Source organism: Fictibacillus barbaricus (assembly GCF_014635025.1).
Taxonomy (GTDB): domain Bacteria; phylum Bacillota; class Bacilli; order Bacillales; family Fictibacillaceae; genus Fictibacillus; species Fictibacillus barbaricus.
Window position 1 is genome coordinate 783731 of the sequence record NZ_BMCE01000001.1, and the last position, 16267, is coordinate 799997.

Genomic DNA, 16267 nt, shown 5'->3' on the forward strand with positions numbered 1-16267 from the left:
ATACGACTGGTATTCTGTTAAGGCAGTTATATATGAGTAAATGAAATAAAAGTATTTAATACATAGAAAAAAGCAAGCGGCCAGCTTGCTTTTAACTGTAGGACAATAGGGAGTATCGTTGTATTAAACCATTCGAATGAATTTAAATAAACCTGTGCATAATAAATTTTTTTCTAAAAAAATTTAGATAAACCAAACTGTTCAGTTTTTGTAAAAGTGTATAAAAAATAACAGTCTACTCAGGAATTAAAGGCAAACATTACTGTAGTATGTTATTCCACAATCGGGTGCATCTCCTTAAGAAAGAGATATGCATCTTTTTATTAAAAAATAGAACAGGAAGTTTGGAACATAAAATTATATGGTAACTGAGAAACAAAGTAACACAAATCCGATTAGAAGCAACCATGACCGGATAGCCTGAAAGAACATCCATCGATTTCTTATCTCCTTCCAATCAGTTGGTGGATTGTCTGATTCCCATTGTTTGATTTTCTTGTTAAAAGGAACATTAAATATAATAGTAATTATCGTTGCTAATACGTACATTCCAGCACAAGAAACACGAATTATTAATTCGATACTTTCAAGATCTTGACTAAATACAACATATAACACAGTAAGTATTACGCAAAAAGGCATTAGTACGGGCATAATAATTCCATAGGTTCTTAGTGAACCTTGTTCAAAGCGTATATGAAGTTTTTGAGGTAAACGACGAATAACTGGATGTACCAAGGCGTATGAAGCAAACTCAGCACAAGCAGTGAATCCAGCTATTACCAACGTTAAAAAACTTAAGATATCCAAGTTGTATCATCTCCTAAATTTAAATGATGCATCACATTTTTTCTGTGTTTTATTAGTGGCAGTCATAAGGATTAAAACAATATTCTTAATACTTCAACAAACTGGTCCATTTCTGTAGTAAGAAATGTACCTTTCTTTTTGAAGGGGGCCAGATTTTGGAATAAGATGGAGCAGTCCTTCCTCTTCTAGCGAAATGGAAAAATGCATTGAAACCTTTTCCCAGTGGGATTTATAATATAAAAGAGCAATTTTACATATTTTGAAATTTGAGGTAAAAGACATCCATGACTAACTTGAAAAGAAACGCCCGGTGCAACTGTGGTTCGGGTAAAAAGTACAAAAACTGCTTATAAACAAAGGAATTTTAACAGCCAAATCGATCCTGATTGACGAAAGTAATATCAGAGATGTAGTCGCAAATGCATTGGTTTCCAGGTTCAGAAATGTAAAACCCGACAGTGAACTTTTAAAAACTTTGAATTTCACCCAAAACACCGATAAAAAGGCTGCTGTTTTATCCTGCCTAGATTTGATTCTTTCGGAGTTAGGTAAGGACACAAAGAATGATCGTGTCCTTCAATATGCTTGCACCGAAATCTTAAAGATATGGTTAAGCAAGCAGTATCAAAACTTATCAACTAATGAGATCGTCATTGCGGAAATCATTGCAGAGAGTACCCTTACCGACTATATAAACCAGGAAGTCGATTACGCAGCCATCCGGGTTAATGGTGAATTTGCGTATCAAGCAATCCTGCAGGGGCTGAGTGATGAGACGAAATATGCCGGAGCAACTCTAAGTGTCGATACGAATGATGTACTCGTCAATTGGAAACTAACATCTGGTAATCCTGAGAACTCTTCGAGCGGATTTTTTATACAATGGAATGTGCTTGATAAGATATACAATGAAAATAAGAATCTATCAAAAAGCTACCCGAACTTCGATAAACACTCTCTTAAACTATTGTCCACTGTCAGGCTGCAGGAAAATGAGATCAGTATTAACAAATCAAGAGACCTTTTTGCTTATAACGGCTGGGTGGTTGCCTATTTAAGCGTATTCGAACGGGAATTAAGAAACGTTATCAGACTCATAGACAGTAATCCTAAAAAAGAAAAATTAATGCTGCGGAAATTATGCGAGGAAATCATCAAAATGAGGTCGGCCAATTTTCATTTCATGGACATGGCTGAAATCGAAGGCCTTATCAGTATAAGAAATAAAGCCGCACACGGAGAAGAACTATCAAAAGAAGACTATGAATACTGCAAGAAAACCTTAAACTCAAACTACTTTGAAAATCTTTCCGAACTAAAAGGCGATCTAAAAGACGATACCACCCTGAATCACCTGAAACTCATGAAATTCCTATCCAACAAAGAAGGAAAGGACTTCATCAAAGAATTCCAATCCTCCCCAGACTACAAGGACCCATGGGCATAGGAAGCGGGGACGGTGTGCACTTTATATATCAAGACAGGTTCATAGAAAGGTTGTTTAAAAAGTGAAGAATGCAATAGGATAATAAACAAGAATATTTATGATTAGAATTCTGGGACTTGGGGGAAAACAGATGAAAATCATAGAACTACCTATTGAATATGAATTTAATGACCAAAAAAATCACATTTTTCCTAGCTTAATTATATCGAATAATGAACTAACATTAGTCGATACAGGGTATCCAAACTTTTTATCTTTAATTGAAAATAAAATTAATAAAAATGGATATGAAATAAGGGATCTAAAGAATATAATTATTACTCATTATGATATTGATCATATTGGTTCATTAAATGATCTCAAAGTAAAGTATCCTTGGATTAATATTATTGCAAGTGAAATTGAATCAAAATACATTAGTGGTTTAATGAAGTCAGAGAGATTGGTTCAAGCTGAGGAATTGCTTGGAAATATGAATTCTGAAGAAATCGAATTTGGTAAATGGTTTATACAACAATTAAATAAATTAAAGCATGTTTCAATAGATGAAAAAGTACAAGATGGTGATTGGATTTTAGATAACAAATGTAGGATAGTAGCAACACCAGGGCATACTTCAGGGCATATTTCATTATATTTTCCAAGCATAAAAAGTGTAATTACTGGGGATGCAGCTGTTAATGAGAATCATGAATTGGTCATTGCGAATCCACAATTTTGTTTGAATACTGAAAAAGCAGAACGTTCTTTAAAGAAGATTAAAAACCTTAAAGCCAAAACTTACTATTGCTATCATGGTGGGAAGTTGAAGTTTATTTAATTCTTTGGGACTAAACGTAGATGTAGATTTTTCGGAAGAAACTTTAATTAATTGAAGAAATTGATTTATATCATTTTGACACTGAATCCATAAGCTAAGCCTCGTCAAAATTTAACTTACTTGGTCAACAAACGGGTGCGATTGTACTAACACTAAAAACCTTCTTTCCTAAATCAGGATAGAAGGTAATTTTAATGCTCTATGTTTGAAATGAAAAAGGTGTCTAGTACTTCTTGATTTTATCATTATAATTCCTGTCCTTATTTATTTTGATTCTTTGCTAACTTTAAATAATGCCTTAAATGCATTTTCGTTCATTTTCGATTTTTCTCCTGAAGAATCCTCAACGATATATTCAAAACCATCGTAATAATAAGTATAAGTAAACCCAGAAATTAATGTAGATTCACATTCGTTCTGAATACTTTCGATTAATGAATAGTGTCCTTCTTCCTTTGTTTTAAATTCATCGTTTAATTCTTCTTCTGAAAAATAATATTTTGACTGATCAAATACGAGTTCAGCTTCACCTTTTGTTATTTCAGACCCATCATTTTTCCATATGTATATTTCTTTCTCTAAACACTCTTGAGGATCATTGTATAAAGAGTTTAAACTTGTGCTTCCACCTCTTCCAACATTCCAATCAGCGTAGGTTATACAGTTCATTTGACATTCTTCATAATCCACTAATTTTTCTTCTATATTTTTTTCCTTCCAGAATGAGAGCTTCTTCTCTTTTTTCATCCTATTTGTCCCCCATCGTTCTATTAACTTATTTAGTTTATCGCTAGAAAATGGAATAGACAGGTCCATATTATTCCAGTTTAAGAGCTTGATAGTTTGGCAACAATTTAGATAACACAATCATTTTAGGGGAGGAACTAGAATGTTAAACAGTACAGTAAAATTAAGTGAATTTGTTAAGGATGAGCGTTTCGATCTTAAAGAGTATTTATCCCAGTTAATTTCTACTTCCCAAAAGATACATTTCTTTTATAAAGATAAACGGCTTTAAGTGATTATAAGTTCCTTAACAAACTGGCGCATTTCTTTAATAAGAGATGTGCCTTTCTTTATAAATAGCTAATAATTGGAATAAGAAGGGAATTCATTCCTGTTTATAGAAATAAAAGAAATAGGTGAAAAGGAGAAATATTTATGTCAAACACAATAATTAAGAGTAAAGTGATCGAACGAAACGGATTTAGTTTCTTAGGAAGTTCAATACGAACAAGTAATGAAGCTGAGATGAAAGGAGAAGGGGAAATCCCACAACTTTGGGAAAGGTTTTATAAGAATAAAGTATTGGACTCTATACCTAATAAAGAGAATTCAATTATTATAGCTCTATATACCGATTACGAATCTGATGAAACTGGCACCTATACATATGCTATTGGTACAGAAATAATAGATAACGAAAGATTCTAAAGGTCTAGAGTCTTTTGAAATCGCTGATGATACTTATATTGTTTTTACTACTAGAAAGGGACCTATTCCAGAAGTAGTTATTGAGGCATGGCAGGAGATATGGGATTGGTCAGAAGATCGAGAAAGAGCCTATAAAACAGATTTTGAAGTATATGGTGAAAATGCTAAAGATCCTCAAAATAGTCAAGTTGATATTTATATCTCAGTTAAGTAATACCAGAAAATATTATAACGTTGTTAAAGAAAAAGTGGGACTTTTTAATTGAAGTAAAGGGTAGCAAACCTGTACGAAGTTCACAATCGTGTGCATTTCTTCAAGAGCTCTTTTTGTTGAAGTAAAGGTAAAGTCGGAAAGGTTGAAAAATATTTTAATAATAATCAATAAGAATATCAATATTTTGAAAGGGAGTGTTGGTATTATATCAACAAATGTTAATTCTTATAAAACAAAAAGTGGAAAAACAGTAACAGTTAGGGAAGCCAGCGTACAGGATGCGGAAAGGATGTTAATTGCTGCATCAAAAGCATTAGTAGAAGCCCCATACATGCTAAGTACAGTCGAGGATATAGAAAAGGTAACTCTTGAAGATATGAAAGGGTTATTAGAATTTTACTCCCAAAACCCTAATTATGTAAAATTCGTTGCTGAAGTTGAAAATAAACTTGTTGGTGCAATCGATTTTAGGAATGGAGATAAAGAAAAAATAGCACATCAAGGCTCTTTTGCGATGACAGTGTTACCTGAATATCGAAACAATGGTATTGGAAAGGCATTGGTAGAATCACTAATCACCTGGGCTAGAAACAACGATCAAATTGAAAAGATTTGTCTTGAGGTAATGGAAGAAAATTATGGTGCAATTAATTTATATAAATCTATGAACTTTGTGGAAGAAGGAAGGAAAATGAAAGCTGTTAAAATAGAAAATGGATATCAAGATTTAATATTAATGGCTTTATTTGTTTAAAGTTTTTTAATTTTTAAGTTCTTATAATGAGCTGTTAACAAACGGGTGCTTTACTTCAATAACGATCTTCAACAAAAGGGCGGATTTCCCGAGTAAGGAAATAGCCTTTCTGTATGAAAAGGACCATTTAATTGAGTAAGGCTTATTGAGCTAACAAGCAGGTTAGTTGAACAAATTATAAATTAAATAGTTTTAAGTTTTATAGAGCATTTCTTTGTAATAAGGAATGCTCTTTTATAATGAAAAGGAAATTTCACTAACAATAATAATTTTTATTCCATGGGCGGATTGTTGAATAAGAAATAGCAGGATAATTAAAAAGCAGGATGTTTAATTAAAATGCAGAATCTCAACAGAGGTAATTTAATTTGTTGGGATTTTTTGGAATTCTAAATATTCAAGGAGTTGATGACTTTGAAGCGAACTGATTTGCTTTTAAAAGTACTAGATTCAACATTCGAAAAAGAAAGCTGGTATGCACCGTTTAAACATGCTATAGAAGGACTTACAGCCGAACAGGCTATCTGGAAACCATTTGGAGAGGCAACTAAAACCATTTGGGAGAACGTTAATCATCTAATTTATTACAAAGAGAGACTTGCTGCAAACTTGGAAGGTCGGGAATGGCCACATAATCTTGACGGTAATGAAACCTTTTATCTTACCGATCAATCTAATGATGATAAGGAATGGAAGAAAGTCGTTGAACGTTCCGAAAACGCTCAACGCAAATTAAGACAGGTATTGAGTACAATTTCCGACCAAGAGCTTGATCAAAATTCACTTGAAAGGAAATTACTGGATATCATGCTTCATGATGCTTATCATACAGGCCAAATTATTCAATTAAGAAAAATGCAAGGGTCGTGGCCATCAAATCGTTGACCGAACGAAGAAATATTTTGTACTTTGTTATTCCATTAAAGGGCATATTGTTGAAAAAAATACAGATCCTCAACAAACAGGTGCATTTGTTCAAAGAAGAAATGCTCTTTTTTAGAAGTAACCTTTTTTTAAAGAAGGAGATAGCTATGATCGAAATAAAAGCTACACTAAAAAACGATTTGACTATTAATGCCCAGGTCAATGAATCGGAGAAATCGGCAGTTTGTTTTCTTCATTTTAGCGGAGGAACACTTCATATGTGGAACGGGGTACTTCCTCTGTTTGAAAATAATTATAAAGTGATCGTACCGGATTTACGTGGACATGGGAAATCAGATAAACCGGCTGACAGCTATCACATCGACGATATGGCAAATGATGTTTATTTACTTCTGCGTAAGCTTGGGATTAATGAGTGTCATATTATAGGGAGTTCTCTCGGTGCTGAAGTTGGGCTGAGTCTAGCTGCATCACACCCTTCAATGGTTTTATCACTTGTATGTGAAGGAGCCATTTATAACGAATTTGGTGAATACGGATTGTTTAACGGAACTGAACAAGAGATTCAAGATAAAAAAGAAAAGTTGACCGAAGAACTGATGCAAAGAAAGGTACCGTTTCATGGTTCGAAGGCTGATTATTTAGCGGAAGCACGTTCTCAATTAGTCGAAAACAAACTTTGGAATCCCTATTTCTCAAAATACCTTGATAGTACAGTGGCTCAGACGGAAGATGGAAGGTACACCAGCCATTATCTAAATAGGGTACGTACAGCATATATACAAACATACTGGAATCTTGAGTTTGAAGACTACTACAAGGAGATTCAGTGTCCTGTACTTTTTTTAGTGAGTAGAGAAGAGAAGGAAAATCCTAAAATTACCCACTCCTTATCATATTTTCAGAGTTTAGTTAAGAGCTATAGTGAGGTTGTGGTCACCCAAGGTATGCATGCTTATGTATGGATGCAGTACCCAAAAGAGACCGGAGAGAGGGTCGAGTCATTTATTCGTTCAGTTACGAAAAATAATAAAATACATTCGATCTAAAAGAATAAATAAGGTTAGGGCATATATTTAATATTCATGATTGGGGTCACATTGACCATATTTCAAAAAGGCAATTAACGTCCTAATTGCCTTTTTTGTGCTTTCCGCTGTATTCCCAATTTCATGGGTCTGAATCAAAACGTAGGGGATATTTATACTGGAATTGTTCAAAGGGCAGCATTTCTCTAATGAGTTCTTCCACAATCGGGTGCATTTCTGTAATAAGAAATGGGCTCTTTTTTATGAAAAGGGCCAGATTGTGGATTAAGGATCTTCGAAATAAAAAACTTTAAAAAGTAAACATACTCTACGTGAAAATTAAAATATTTAATATTAAAATTAAATATTTTTATAAATCACGTTCACTTTTTTAAGTTTATTGTATATAATCTAATTAAATCAAAAGAAAGGAATCTATTATGGCCCATCCATTACTAACGAATTGTCCTGTTTGTACACAAACACTCAAGATTACGAAACTGCATTGCTCACATTGCCAAACGACAATCGAGAACGAATTCGAATTATCCAAATTTGCTTCACTAACTAGAGAGCAGCTTCATTTTGTTGAGGTCTTTCTCGTATGTAGAGGCAATATTAAAGAAGTAGAAAAAGAACTTGGGATCTCATACCCAACCGTTCGAGGCAAGCTGAACGACATTGCATCTTCATTAGGGTATGAACAAAAAAAGAAGAATGAAGTAGACGAGAAAAAAATCGTTATGATGCTTGAACGTGGTGAGATTACCCCAGATGAAGCAATCAAAATGTTAAAAGACGAATAGGAGGAATGTGAAATGAAAAGTGAGATCGAAAAGGTTTTAACAATGGTTCAAGAAGGTAAGATTGACACTGAAAAGGGTTCTGAATTAATTCAAGTTTTAAAAGAAAAGGAACAAAGTACATCTGTTAGACCATTAAGCTATACGACTCATAAACCTTCTAGTTACATCGACAAAACATTAAAGATTCGTGTCGTATCTGCTGAAAGTGACAACGTAAATGTGAACCTTCCAATTAAACTAGTAAAGGTCGTTTTAGCAGCAGGTCACAGCATCGCTTCAAAGATTCCACAATCTGAACAATATGTAAAAGATATTAATATTGATCTAATCCTTGAAGCGATCGAAAATGAACTGGACGGTCAGATTGTTGATGTGAAATCGGCAAACGGTGACACCGTTTCAATAGTTATTGAGTAAGAGGATACAGAACATGTTACATGTAAATGTAAAAACAAAAGGGGCAAAGTTCACGATACCTGTTCCTTATATCCTTTTAAACATCGGTGTTTCGATCTTAACCTCCAGACTGCTGATTCGACATGCAAACAAATGGTCCAAACCTCATCTAGATATGAAGAACATATCCTTTACCATTCCTTCCATAGATAAAATAGAACTCAAACGTATTATTAAAGAACTGAAAAAGCACAAAGGTCTAGAGTTAGTTAATGTGAAAGCCCAAGACGGCACCGAAGTGATTGTAAGATTATAAAAAACACCGAGAATTTCGGTGTTTCAGATGGTCGATAACTCCTATTTTAATTTTCATCTGAGCTTACCGAAAGGTGCGCTCTTTTTTATTCAACAATCGGGTGCAATTCTGTAATAAGAAATACACTCTTCTTTATGAAATGGGCAAGATCTTGAAATAAGAATAGATGGTTAGTAAAGGCAGTAGAAATATTTAATGATAATTTTTAAGAAGAGAAAAACAGCTCTATCCAAAAAGGGATAGAGCATTTTTTATAGTAGAGGTTCTAGTATAATCCCAAAAATATTTTGTATATTTTTTTCACCTTCCTTTGTTATTTTGATTGCCCGTGTATCATGATGTCTGCGTAACCATTGAAGTTCCAGTAATCTTACTAAAAGTGCGTTGCCCACAGCTCCTGAAATATGATGGCGACGTTCACTCCAGTCTAAACACTTGCTTATATAAGTACGACGTTTTTTTCTAACTTCTTGTAGGTCAATCTTGAGCTCAGGCGAAAAATTTCTCCCCTTTCTGGGTCACGATAAAGGAGTCTTCATTGTTTTCAAGATATTCATTCTTAATCCCCCTATGTAATCCATATTTCGATGATAATGGAAATGTAATTCCTTTACAATATGAATATACAAATAGGGAGGTTAAATAAATGGAACAATCATTAATTAATACGGAAACAAAAATTATCCACCCGAAAATACTGTACTATGGGACACCCGTTATTTTACTAACAACCCTTAACGAAGATGAGACCGTTAATATAAGCCCAATTTCTTCATCATGGGCATTGGGAGACTACATCATCATGGGACTCGGAGTTGGGGGGAAAGCTTTTGAAAACCTTAAGCGCCATCCTGAATGTGTAATCAATATCCCTGGTCCAAACCTGTGGAAAAACGTAGAGTTGTTAGCTTCATTTACAGGTAAGAACCCTGTACCGGAGAATAAAAAAAGAATTGGATTTACATACAACAATCAAAAATTTGAAGCGTGTAAACTAACTCCAATCAACTCAAACAGTGTTAAGCCTACCCGTATTCAAGAGTGTCCAATTCAAATTGAAGCAAAAATAAACGAAATTAGGGTTCCAGATTATTGTGAGGAGTTAGCTATAGTCGAAACATATGCTGTACATGTTCATGCACACAAAAACATTCTTTCAAAGGAAAATCACATTGATCCTGAAAAATGGAGCCCATTAATTTATAATTTCCGTCATTATTTTGGCCTGGGTGACCAATTGGGAAAAACATTTCGAGCGTAAAGTTCAGCCTTTATTCAAAAAACGGGTGCTTAATGGAAGATTGACAGAACATTTATGAGCACATTGAAAGAACAAATTGAATTGTGAAAAAGGACAAAAGTAAAAACCAACCTAATAGTTGGTTATTACTTTTTTAAGCACAGTACGGGCACTGTCGCTGCAATATTAAAACAGCGTTTGATTCTAACAAATTATGAAAAAAAAAAAAAGCTTACAAACGGCAAGCTTTTTTTGTTTTGTTTTTATTCTAAAAGGGACAGTCGTTTTTTTAATGCAAAACTGTGCGAGAGATTTTGTGTGCTGTGTTGAACGCAAAAGGTTACTGAATTATTCACATAAAGGTTATATTGAACAAAAATTTCTTAACCTATTCGCGTTGCCTCAAAATGTGAGAATGCTTCGTCACCCACTAAAATGCTAAATTGTGGTACTTCAGCAAAAACTTGAACTCTATCGCCCGCTTGTAAACGTATGTTGGTGGACACACTTAATCCCGTTAATTGTGTAATAGTCGAATTTTCATTGTCACTGGCTACATCGTTACCGTTTACACGTATGTTTATTCGAAAACTTACATCCGGACTAGAACTCACTAATATACTTGCAATAATGGAATATACACCACTTTGTTTAGGAATAAACGTCGATGTAGCCGGATCATATTCATTGTTGGTATCGTATTGTTCCACAGGATATAGAACTTGAGTAGGAACATTTTGTAGAACTTGTTGACCAACTGTCTTGATAGCCCTAAAAGCGGAGTTGCATCCACACCGTTCACTCTTATCGCTTTTGCATCCTCTACTTTTCCCTACTAATGGCCTTGGTGATCCGAGAGGCCGAACACCATACCAATCGTTATGGTCATATCTAGTCATTTTTTATCCTCCTTTTATCCATGACTATAGAGGCTTACCCTATAGCGAACCAATCAGAACAGTTCTTGTCATTGGTTGTAACAAGAATCCACTGTTGATTGGTATTACTATTAATCTATGAGGACAAGCCATGGAAGGTTTGGACTTATAGATAGGTCAGTCGATTGGAATTTAAAAATGATGAATAAAAAATGATAAAACACTTTTTTAAAGCTAACATACAACACAAACATAGGGTTGCTTTAATAGACTAACTAACATCAAAAATTATAGATATAAATACCTAGAATTTTAGTTTTATTGACAAGGATATTCCTAAATTTTGTCGAAAATCAAATAAAGTGGGTAAATCTAGGAAGTAGGGAACGGTATGTGGGAGTCTATTCAAAGTATGTGCTTGCACGTGGTCTTCATTCTTTTTACAATCCTTATCTATCAAGTCTTTTTTAAAGAAAGAGAAGAGAAACGGAAAAAAATTCGTTCGAAATTTTTTCTGTTCATGCTCATTATTTTAGTTTTTACTATGAGCCAGCCTGTCCTTTATTCCGAAATCTATAAGTATGACTTTAAAGCAGTCGCTATAATCCTGTCCTTTTTATACGGAGGCAAAAGGGCAGGATTTGCAGCCTTTTTGGCACTGATTGTAACCGGTTTCTTTACAGACCAGAGGCTGTTGATCCTATTAGGCAATTATACAGTGTTTTGTCTATTGTTACTCCCAGTAACCAGTATGTTTCACCGTTATCGAATAAAAGGTAAAGTCATAGTGATCAGCTTGTTTTATATGATGATCCCGATCACAAGAGGGATCTTTCTTCAGTTAAAAGAAGACCACCGGCAAACCATTTTTGAATTAAGCTCCTCTCTTATTGTTTTGGCAACCTTGATTGCAATCGTATATTTAATTGAAAACATGAATGAGCAAATTGAAATGAAACAAGAGCTGATTCGAACGGAAAAAATGAATGTCGTCAGCCAGCTGGCTGCTTCGGTTGCACACGAAATCCGCAATCCGATGACATCTGTCCGTGGGTTTATGCAGTTAATGCAAAAGGAAAATTTAACTAAGGAACAGCATTTGTACATTAGCATCTCGATTGAGGAATTAGACCGGGCACAGGAAATCATTAATCAATATTTAGCTCTCGCAAAGCCGCAAACCGATCAATATGAAACCATTGATTTAACTTCCGTCATTCAACAATCGATTGACGTGATGCATTCCTACGCCATTCTGAACAGCATTCATATTACACAACAAGTGGAATCATCTTTAGAAATCGAGGGGCTTAAACTAGAAATTCAGCAAGTGTTAATTAACATCATCAAAAATGCGATTGAAGCGATTAAAAGCGAAGGGGAAATCTGGATATCGGCTGCAAAAAATTCCAATGGCTTCGTATCAATTCAAATTCAAGATAACGGTGTAGGTATGACCGAAGACCAAATGAAAAAACTAGGCAGTCCGTATTACTCAACAAAGGAAAAAGGAACTGGCCTGGGGTTAACGGTATGTCATCAAATCGTGAAGCAAATGGGCGGACAAATTATGATTAAGAGCGAGTTAAAAAAAGGAACATGCTTTACGATAAATCTTCCCTCTATAAAGTAAGAAAAAACAGAGATACTAGTTACTGGATCTCTGTTTTTTTTGTGTCTCCTTTTTAAGTGCTCCCGCTATCTAGTATAGATCTTTTGACCAAACAAAAAGACCTCTTTTTAAGAGGCCCTGTATATTAAAATTTTTGAGCAGCTGTAAATACTCTACCATGTTCAGCTTTTTCAACTGTTTTTGTGGATAGAGTTCCAATGAGGACAGCTGTAAGTACTATGGAAGTGAGCATGATGCCAGCAGCTATTTTTTTCATTTTAGTGCCTCCTTTTTTTGTAAAGCTCGTTTAGCTTCATAAGCTTTGTTAAAGTATTGGCTTGCTTTTTTATAGTCTTCTTTGTTGTAGAAGTATTGTGCGAGTTCTCCAGCATAATCTTCTGCGAACCCATGGAGTTCATGCTGTTTAAAGTAGTCGATAGCCTCCCTAAATATGCTCTCGAGCTCATCTTCATTCATGTCAGTATTGAGTGCTTTTAAGATCCCGAAGTGATGTTTATATTCGTCATTCGTGATCTCTATTCCTTTATTGTAGAAGGCCTTCGCTTTTTCTATATCGTTGATCCTATAGAATTCACGAGATAAAAGGAAATGTGTCTTAAAATAAGGTTCCTCTTCTTCGTTGACTTCCAACAGATAACGGATTGCAAGAGCCGACAGGGTCTGTTCAGCGTAGAGGAATCCGATGTTATATTTGATAAGGGTTGTGTAATTCTTGCTCTCTTGTTTAGCGAGATCCAGTGCACTTAAAAAATGTTCTTCCGCTTTTCCGTATTGTTTGAGCGATAATGAGGCGAGACCTAAGATATTCTCACAACCAGACCTAACCAACTCATAACCTTCTATTCCAGAAAGTATTCTTAATGCTTCGTTCGCATAGTTTAGTGCGGTCAGCGGCTGACGAATATGATAATACAACATGGAAGCTTTATGATAGAAGTCTGCCTTGATCGTCTCATCCGTAATGTGATTTAAAAGTTCATAAGCACGGATGAATCTCGCCTCAGCGACTTCGTACTCTCCCTCAGAGGTTAAAAGTATTCCTGTAATAAGATTAATATAGTACCCAAATGCGTCAGTTCGATTGAGGTGGGTGCCAGTGAGGGTATCTAATGTCGCATGAGCTGCTGAAAAATCTCTTTTTAAGATGAGGTACCGGCTGTTCAACAATTGATAGTAAAGCTGTGTAGTAGGATTTTGGATCTGTTGTAATTCGTCTATTATTTCCTTATGTATTTTCTCAGATTCTAGTAGGCGATTAGTACGAAGAGCTGTATGCCAACGTTCCAGTTTCTGTGTGATTTGTTCGCTTGTTCCTACGTTCATAATGGAACTCCTTTCTAAGAGACGCTTAATACAAATCTAACATAAAATGGAAAAATATAACTTGGGAAAATAGAGGGCAGAAAGTGTAAATTAATCCACATATATTTCATGTATTTTCCCAATAAGATTATCCTCGGACATGAAAAAACGTTTTTTAGATGAAAAAACCCCTTATGTATAAGCAATATTTCATGAGTATTAAACAATCATTTTTCAAGAAGCTAATTTGTGATATAGCGTGAAATCAGCGTTTAACACAAATACTGTTTCATACTGAACAATGAGTAAAAAAGCATCGAACGAGCAATACTAAAAAGGATGTTTTTGAGTAAAGGAGGGAATGTATGACAAGTCGCAATGGCAGCAAAGGAAGCCAAAATCAAGGTTCACCAAAAGCGCAATACAATCAAGAATTCAGCAGTGAGTTTGTGAGTGGGGATAATAACAAAGGAAATGAATATCGTTCTAAAAAGGGCAGTAAATCAAAGAGTAAACCAAAGCAAAGTAAAGAATAAAAAATCGTGAGGTCCGCGCCTCACGATTTTTTTTAGGTCTATATCAATATCACAATGTTTGAAGGCAGCTTAGCTTAGTAAATTCATCCTCGGGTTTACTCACATCAGCAGCTACCGAATGGCTATTGCCGATGTCTTACCAAAGAAGAATGTGGGTTATTTATCTTTTATCGTCTCTTCTTCTTAATCCTAGTAATCCAGCTAACCCGATTAGTCCTATCCATCCTAAATCCAAATCATTATCCTCTTGGTCATTCGTAGCAGCAACATTTCTTGTCATATTGTTATTATCTGTAACATCCCTTGGAACATTATTCGTATCAGAAAAATTATCATCATTATCTGCTGCATCTCTTATTGTATTATTGTTGTTGTTGTTATTATCTGCAGCATTATTTCCATTATTACAACCAAATAATAGTGCTAGAGAAAGGATAAAAGCTGATATAATTTTTACTTTTTTCATGATAAACCTCCTGTTTTTAAATAAATCACAACATTAATATCTCTTTTTTTACCTTTTTTATACATAAATTTCATATGTTTATCCAGATAAATAAACTACCAGATCTTATTTAAGTATGTGTGTATTTTCACTGTAAGTTGGAAAAAGTAACAAAGGAAATATATATAAGGAGGCTATATCAGTGGAAAGCACAAATGATTTTGTTGAAAAATTGCACGAAAACCAAAAAAAGGCCGAGAAAAATAAGAACCAAGGAAAGGGTAATCCTCATACCCAGTTGCCAAATAAAAAGCATACAACAAATAAGTAAACATTGATTATGAGTAAGTACGCTTCAGTTTAATTCGTTATATGTAAGTCCAATCAAAAGAGCTAACCAGCTGGTTAGCTCTTTTAGCATTGTTTAATTTAGGTTAGCCAATTCTCTTCTTGTTCTTCTTACTCTTCGCTCTTTTTTTGTTAGTAAGAATACCATTTAATAAGCTGATAAGACTTCTCACAATAGAAACCCCCTAATTGTAACTAGGAAAAGAGAATAGAAAATCGTTTCTCTTTTCTACATTATTTTACGCAAGCTTGTCTGAATTGCTTGGACAATCATACAAATAAATCAAAAGGGTTTGCTTTTGCCCTTTTTTTGTCACGAAGGAGAAAGCGGATCACTCAACAATAGTAGCTGTACAATCGTAAAGTTATGTTTTAACCAGGACAATTCGAAAACGTACCTTTCATTATGGCATCGGTCTTATTAGAAAATACTACCTTTCTTATTTGCGAATAAGAAGATAGCATGGTGGAATTCTAAGGACAGAAACGGAGGTGAAAAATATGGCTAGAAACAACAGCAACAACCAATTAGTAGTACCTGGAGCTCAACAAGCTCTTGACCAAATGAAGTATGAAATCGCATCTGAGTTTGGTGTACAACTTGGTGGTGACACAACTTCTCGTGCTAACGGATCTGTAGGTGGAGAAATCACTAAGCGTCTAGTAGCACAAGCACAATCTCAATTAGGCGGACAAATTCGCTAATTGCAATTAAATATCATGGCTCAGGCTGCCTGTCTCGTACAGGTAGCCTTTTATTATTTAACTTGAATGAATCATTTCTTAAACAACCGTTCAAACTAACTTTGTTGGAGGTGACGTAAGATGAACAAAGAAAAACCACTGCATTTTGATGGCACTATGTTAAACCACGAACAAGCTTACACGGACACAACACAAGAACCTATTGTACTTACAGATGAGATGAGAGCCAATATAAGCGGCAATCCTTTCATGACCCAAGGTGAATAAAAA

24 protein-coding genes are annotated in these 16267 nt (G+C 34.7%); 18 read left to right on the forward strand and 6 right to left on the reverse strand.

The features are described from left to right. Positions 1 to 357 precede the first annotated feature (357 nt). Entirely contained in the window at positions 358 to 810 is a 453-nt protein-coding gene (locus tag IEV52_RS03695; RefSeq protein ID WP_188401167.1) for an anthrone oxygenase family protein, read from the reverse strand. A 284-nt stretch (positions 811 to 1094) separates the two neighbouring features. On the opposite strand from IEV52_RS03695, the gene IEV52_RS22730 reads away from it, so the two are divergent. From IEV52_RS22730 to IEV52_RS03710, 3 genes are all read left to right on the forward strand, one after another. Continuing rightward, the gene (locus IEV52_RS22730; RefSeq protein WP_188402234.1) at positions 1095 to 1163 is read left to right on the forward strand and encodes an SEC-C metal-binding domain-containing protein; all 69 of its coding nucleotides are present in this window, start codon (positions 1095 to 1097) and stop codon (positions 1161 to 1163) included. 122 nt (positions 1164 to 1285) lie between these two features. Beyond that, positions 1286 to 2257, forward strand: a complete 972-nt coding sequence (locus tag IEV52_RS03705; protein ID WP_205724050.1) for a hypothetical protein — start codon at positions 1286 to 1288, stop codon at positions 2255 to 2257. A 130-nt stretch (positions 2258 to 2387) separates the two neighbouring features. Then, positions 2388 to 3077, forward strand: a complete 690-nt coding sequence (locus IEV52_RS03710) for an MBL fold metallo-hydrolase (protein ID WP_188401169.1) — start codon at positions 2388 to 2390, stop codon at positions 3075 to 3077. Between the two features lie 264 nt (positions 3078 to 3341). Here IEV52_RS03710 and IEV52_RS03715 read toward each other — a convergent pair whose 3' ends face one another. Next, positions 3342 to 3824 carry a hypothetical protein gene (locus tag IEV52_RS03715; protein WP_188401170.1) on the reverse strand — a complete coding sequence of 161 codons (483 nt, stop codon included), beginning with the start codon at positions 3822 to 3824 and terminating at the stop codon, positions 3342 to 3344. 142 nt (positions 3825 to 3966) lie between these two features. Between IEV52_RS03715 and IEV52_RS22505 the strand changes: the two genes are divergently transcribed. The 10 genes from IEV52_RS22505 (at position 3967) to IEV52_RS03755 (ending at position 10171) form a co-directional block, all read left to right on the forward strand. Then, complete coding sequence (locus IEV52_RS22505; RefSeq protein ID WP_268234749.1) at positions 3967 to 4095, forward strand: hypothetical protein; 129 nt, start codon at positions 3967 to 3969, stop codon at positions 4093 to 4095. 143 nt (positions 4096 to 4238) lie between these two features. Continuing rightward, entirely contained in the window at positions 4239 to 4511 is a 273-nt protein-coding gene (locus tag IEV52_RS22510) for a GyrI-like domain-containing protein (RefSeq protein ID WP_268234750.1), read from the forward strand. Between the two features lie 37 nt (positions 4512 to 4548). Beyond that, positions 4549 to 4725 carry a GyrI-like domain-containing protein gene (locus IEV52_RS22515; protein ID WP_268234762.1) on the forward strand — a complete coding sequence of 59 codons (177 nt, stop codon included), beginning with the start codon at positions 4549 to 4551 and terminating at the stop codon, positions 4723 to 4725. Positions 4726 to 4876: 151 nt separating this feature from the next. Next, positions 4877 to 5479, forward strand: a complete 603-nt coding sequence (locus IEV52_RS03725; RefSeq protein ID WP_308464567.1) for a GNAT family N-acetyltransferase — start codon at positions 4877 to 4879, stop codon at positions 5477 to 5479. Between the two features lie 414 nt (positions 5480 to 5893). Further along, positions 5894 to 6364, forward strand: a complete 471-nt coding sequence (locus tag IEV52_RS03730; RefSeq protein WP_188401171.1) for a DinB family protein — start codon at positions 5894 to 5896, stop codon at positions 6362 to 6364. A 146-nt stretch (positions 6365 to 6510) separates the two neighbouring features. Next, positions 6511 to 7413, forward strand: coding sequence for an alpha/beta hydrolase (locus IEV52_RS03735; protein ID WP_188401172.1), 903 nt, complete (start codon positions 6511 to 6513; stop codon positions 7411 to 7413). Positions 7414 to 7832: 419 nt separating this feature from the next. Further along, complete coding sequence (locus IEV52_RS03740; RefSeq protein ID WP_188401173.1) at positions 7833 to 8198, forward strand: DUF2089 domain-containing protein; 366 nt, start codon at positions 7833 to 7835, stop codon at positions 8196 to 8198. 12 nt (positions 8199 to 8210) lie between these two features. Then, complete coding sequence (locus IEV52_RS03745) at positions 8211 to 8615, forward strand: SHOCT-like domain-containing protein (RefSeq protein ID WP_188401174.1); 405 nt, start codon at positions 8211 to 8213, stop codon at positions 8613 to 8615. A gap of 13 nt (positions 8616 to 8628) precedes the next feature. Continuing rightward, complete coding sequence (locus IEV52_RS03750) at positions 8629 to 8910, forward strand: hypothetical protein (RefSeq protein WP_188401175.1); 282 nt, start codon at positions 8629 to 8631, stop codon at positions 8908 to 8910. Positions 8911 to 9556: 646 nt separating this feature from the next. Next, positions 9557 to 10171 (forward strand): flavin reductase family protein, encoded by a 615-nt coding sequence (locus IEV52_RS03755; RefSeq protein ID WP_188401176.1) that lies wholly within the window; start codon positions 9557 to 9559, stop codon positions 10169 to 10171. Positions 10172 to 10533: 362 nt separating this feature from the next. Here IEV52_RS03755 and IEV52_RS03760 read toward each other — a convergent pair whose 3' ends face one another. Beyond that, positions 10534 to 11049, reverse strand: a complete 516-nt coding sequence (locus IEV52_RS03760) for a C1q-like domain-containing protein (RefSeq protein ID WP_188401177.1) — start codon at positions 11047 to 11049, stop codon at positions 10534 to 10536. Between the two features lie 499 nt (positions 11050 to 11548). Here IEV52_RS03760 and IEV52_RS03765 point away from each other — a divergent pair, with 499 nt between their 5' ends. After that, on the forward strand, positions 11549 to 12661 hold the full coding sequence (locus IEV52_RS03765; RefSeq protein ID WP_188401178.1) for an ATP-binding protein: 1113 nt from the start codon (positions 11549 to 11551) through the stop codon (positions 12659 to 12661). Positions 12662 to 12785: 124 nt separating this feature from the next. Here IEV52_RS03765 and IEV52_RS22520 read toward each other — a convergent pair whose 3' ends face one another. Further along, a complete protein-coding gene (locus IEV52_RS22520) occupies positions 12786 to 12917 on the reverse strand; it encodes a hypothetical protein (protein ID WP_268234751.1) in 132 nt (43 codons plus the stop codon). Continuing rightward, complete coding sequence (locus IEV52_RS03770; protein ID WP_188401179.1) at positions 12914 to 13984, reverse strand: response regulator aspartate phosphatase; 1071 nt, start codon at positions 13982 to 13984, stop codon at positions 12914 to 12916. Before IEV52_RS03770 ends, IEV52_RS22520 begins: the two co-directional genes overlap by 4 nt. Before the next feature lie 344 nt (positions 13985 to 14328). Here IEV52_RS03770 and IEV52_RS03775 point away from each other — a divergent pair, with 344 nt between their 5' ends. Continuing rightward, a complete protein-coding gene (locus IEV52_RS03775; RefSeq protein WP_188401180.1) occupies positions 14329 to 14499 on the forward strand; it encodes an imidazoleglycerol-phosphate dehydratase in 171 nt (56 codons plus the stop codon). A gap of 160 nt (positions 14500 to 14659) precedes the next feature. Here the strand turns inward: IEV52_RS03775 and IEV52_RS03780 are convergent, their stop codons facing one another. After that, positions 14660 to 14965 (reverse strand): WGxxGxxG family protein, encoded by a 306-nt coding sequence (locus IEV52_RS03780; protein ID WP_188401181.1) that lies wholly within the window; start codon positions 14963 to 14965, stop codon positions 14660 to 14662. A 181-nt stretch (positions 14966 to 15146) separates the two neighbouring features. Between IEV52_RS03780 and IEV52_RS03785 the strand changes: the two genes are divergently transcribed. The 3 genes from IEV52_RS03785 (at position 15147) to IEV52_RS03795 (ending at position 16264) form a co-directional block, all read left to right on the forward strand. Then, positions 15147 to 15275, forward strand: a complete 129-nt coding sequence (locus IEV52_RS03785; RefSeq protein WP_188401182.1) for a DUF4023 family protein — start codon at positions 15147 to 15149, stop codon at positions 15273 to 15275. A gap of 518 nt (positions 15276 to 15793) precedes the next feature. Beyond that, positions 15794 to 15997 carry an alpha/beta-type small acid-soluble spore protein gene (locus IEV52_RS03790; protein WP_188401183.1) on the forward strand — a complete coding sequence of 68 codons (204 nt, stop codon included), beginning with the start codon at positions 15794 to 15796 and terminating at the stop codon, positions 15995 to 15997. 120 nt (positions 15998 to 16117) lie between these two features. Beyond that, a complete protein-coding gene (locus IEV52_RS03795) occupies positions 16118 to 16264 on the forward strand; it encodes a hypothetical protein (RefSeq protein ID WP_188401184.1) in 147 nt (48 codons plus the stop codon). Positions 16265 to 16267 lie beyond the last annotated feature (3 nt).

What these genes read in the sequence shown, in the direction of transcription:
- IEV52_RS03710 (WP_188401169.1), top strand. Translation starts at nt 2,388, where the DNA reads ATGAAAATCATAGAACTACCTATTGAATATGAATTTAATGACCAAAAA.
- IEV52_RS03715 (WP_188401170.1), bottom strand. Translation starts at nt 3,824, where the DNA reads ATGAAAAAAGAGAAGAAGCTCTCATTCTGGAAGGAAAAAAATATAGAA.
- IEV52_RS22505 (WP_268234749.1), top strand. Translation starts at nt 3,967, where the DNA reads ATGTTAAACAGTACAGTAAAATTAAGTGAATTTGTTAAGGATGAGCGT.
- IEV52_RS22510 (WP_268234750.1), top strand. Translation starts at nt 4,239, where the DNA reads ATGTCAAACACAATAATTAAGAGTAAAGTGATCGAACGAAACGGATTT.
- IEV52_RS03735 (WP_188401172.1), top strand. Translation starts at nt 6,511, where the DNA reads ATGATCGAAATAAAAGCTACACTAAAAAACGATTTGACTATTAATGCC.
- IEV52_RS03740 (WP_188401173.1), top strand. Translation starts at nt 7,833, where the DNA reads ATGGCCCATCCATTACTAACGAATTGTCCTGTTTGTACACAAACACTC.
- IEV52_RS03745 (WP_188401174.1), top strand. Translation starts at nt 8,211, where the DNA reads ATGAAAAGTGAGATCGAAAAGGTTTTAACAATGGTTCAAGAAGGTAAG.
- IEV52_RS03750 (WP_188401175.1), top strand. Translation starts at nt 8,629, where the DNA reads ATGTTACATGTAAATGTAAAAACAAAAGGGGCAAAGTTCACGATACCT.
- IEV52_RS03755 (WP_188401176.1), top strand. Translation starts at nt 9,557, where the DNA reads ATGGAACAATCATTAATTAATACGGAAACAAAAATTATCCACCCGAAA.
- IEV52_RS03760 (WP_188401177.1), bottom strand. Translation starts at nt 11,049, where the DNA reads ATGACTAGATATGACCATAACGATTGGTATGGTGTTCGGCCTCTCGGA.
- IEV52_RS03765 (WP_188401178.1), top strand. Translation starts at nt 11,549, where the DNA reads ATGCTCATTATTTTAGTTTTTACTATGAGCCAGCCTGTCCTTTATTCC.
- IEV52_RS22520 (WP_268234751.1), bottom strand. Translation starts at nt 12,917, where the DNA reads ATGAAAAAAATAGCTGCTGGCATCATGCTCACTTCCATAGTACTTACA.
- IEV52_RS03770 (WP_188401179.1), bottom strand. Translation starts at nt 13,984, where the DNA reads ATGAACGTAGGAACAAGCGAACAAATCACACAGAAACTGGAACGTTGG.
- IEV52_RS03775 (WP_188401180.1), top strand. Translation starts at nt 14,329, where the DNA reads ATGACAAGTCGCAATGGCAGCAAAGGAAGCCAAAATCAAGGTTCACCA.
- IEV52_RS03780 (WP_188401181.1), bottom strand. Translation starts at nt 14,965, where the DNA reads ATGAAAAAAGTAAAAATTATATCAGCTTTTATCCTTTCTCTAGCACTA.
- IEV52_RS03790 (WP_188401183.1), top strand. Translation starts at nt 15,794, where the DNA reads ATGGCTAGAAACAACAGCAACAACCAATTAGTAGTACCTGGAGCTCAA.
- IEV52_RS03795 (WP_188401184.1), top strand. Translation starts at nt 16,118, where the DNA reads ATGAACAAAGAAAAACCACTGCATTTTGATGGCACTATGTTAAACCAC.